Source organism: Winogradskyella psychrotolerans RS-3, assembly GCF_000427335.1.
GTDB classification, from domain to species: Bacteria; Bacteroidota; Bacteroidia; order Flavobacteriales; family Flavobacteriaceae; genus Winogradskyella; species Winogradskyella psychrotolerans.
This window is the reverse complement of record NZ_ATMR01000144.1, coordinates 1-594: the sequence shown is the minus strand read 5'-3', so window position 1 is coordinate 594 and position 594 is coordinate 1. Positions and strand designations below refer to the sequence as shown.

Here is a 594-nt window from a genome sequence, read left to right as displayed (position 1 = left end):
TGATCATTGAAAATTCTTTGTTAATCTCCCAAAGTCCAAAACCGTAAAAACAGCGATGGCAACGTGTAAGGAGATTTTTGATTTTGTAGTTAAGGAAGAAAGCAAGTAGCAGCAATTGTATGAGTATCAAGCTCCCTATAATAACACTGGACGGCTGATTGCTAAACCATAAAGCGGCTAATACAATTACTGCCAATACCAGGATAAAGCGGTACATAGAGGACCGTTGGCTCCTGATTGAAACATCAAAGTTTGAATACAATCCTTTTCGGGTACGGTATAGGTTCCAGCCTATAAGGGGCAAAATCCCTAATGAAATGATTATGGTTAGGGTCCAGAAAGCTTTTGCCGGATCATGAATACTGAAAAGGAAATAGACTAAAAAAGTCAGTAACAAACAAATAGGATGACCAACTTTGGAAATTATGAGTGCGATTTTTTGTTTCAAAACTTAATGGAAATCATTTTTCTCCCAGCAATTTACCTCATATTTCACGAATTGAACTTGAATGGATGTTTTTATATGGGATGAAATCACTCAATTGGGACCGATTTTATGATTGTTCCTCCAGCTATTTGTCTAGCTATTGGATA

1 pseudogene is annotated in these 594 nt (G+C 36.7%); it reads right to left on the bottom strand.

Features of this window, described 5'->3' with window-relative positions:
• Positions 1-448: pseudogene (locus ADIWIN_RS21475) on the bottom strand (hypothetical protein); the annotation flags it as partial.
• Between the last annotated feature and the right edge of the window lie 146 nt (positions 449-594).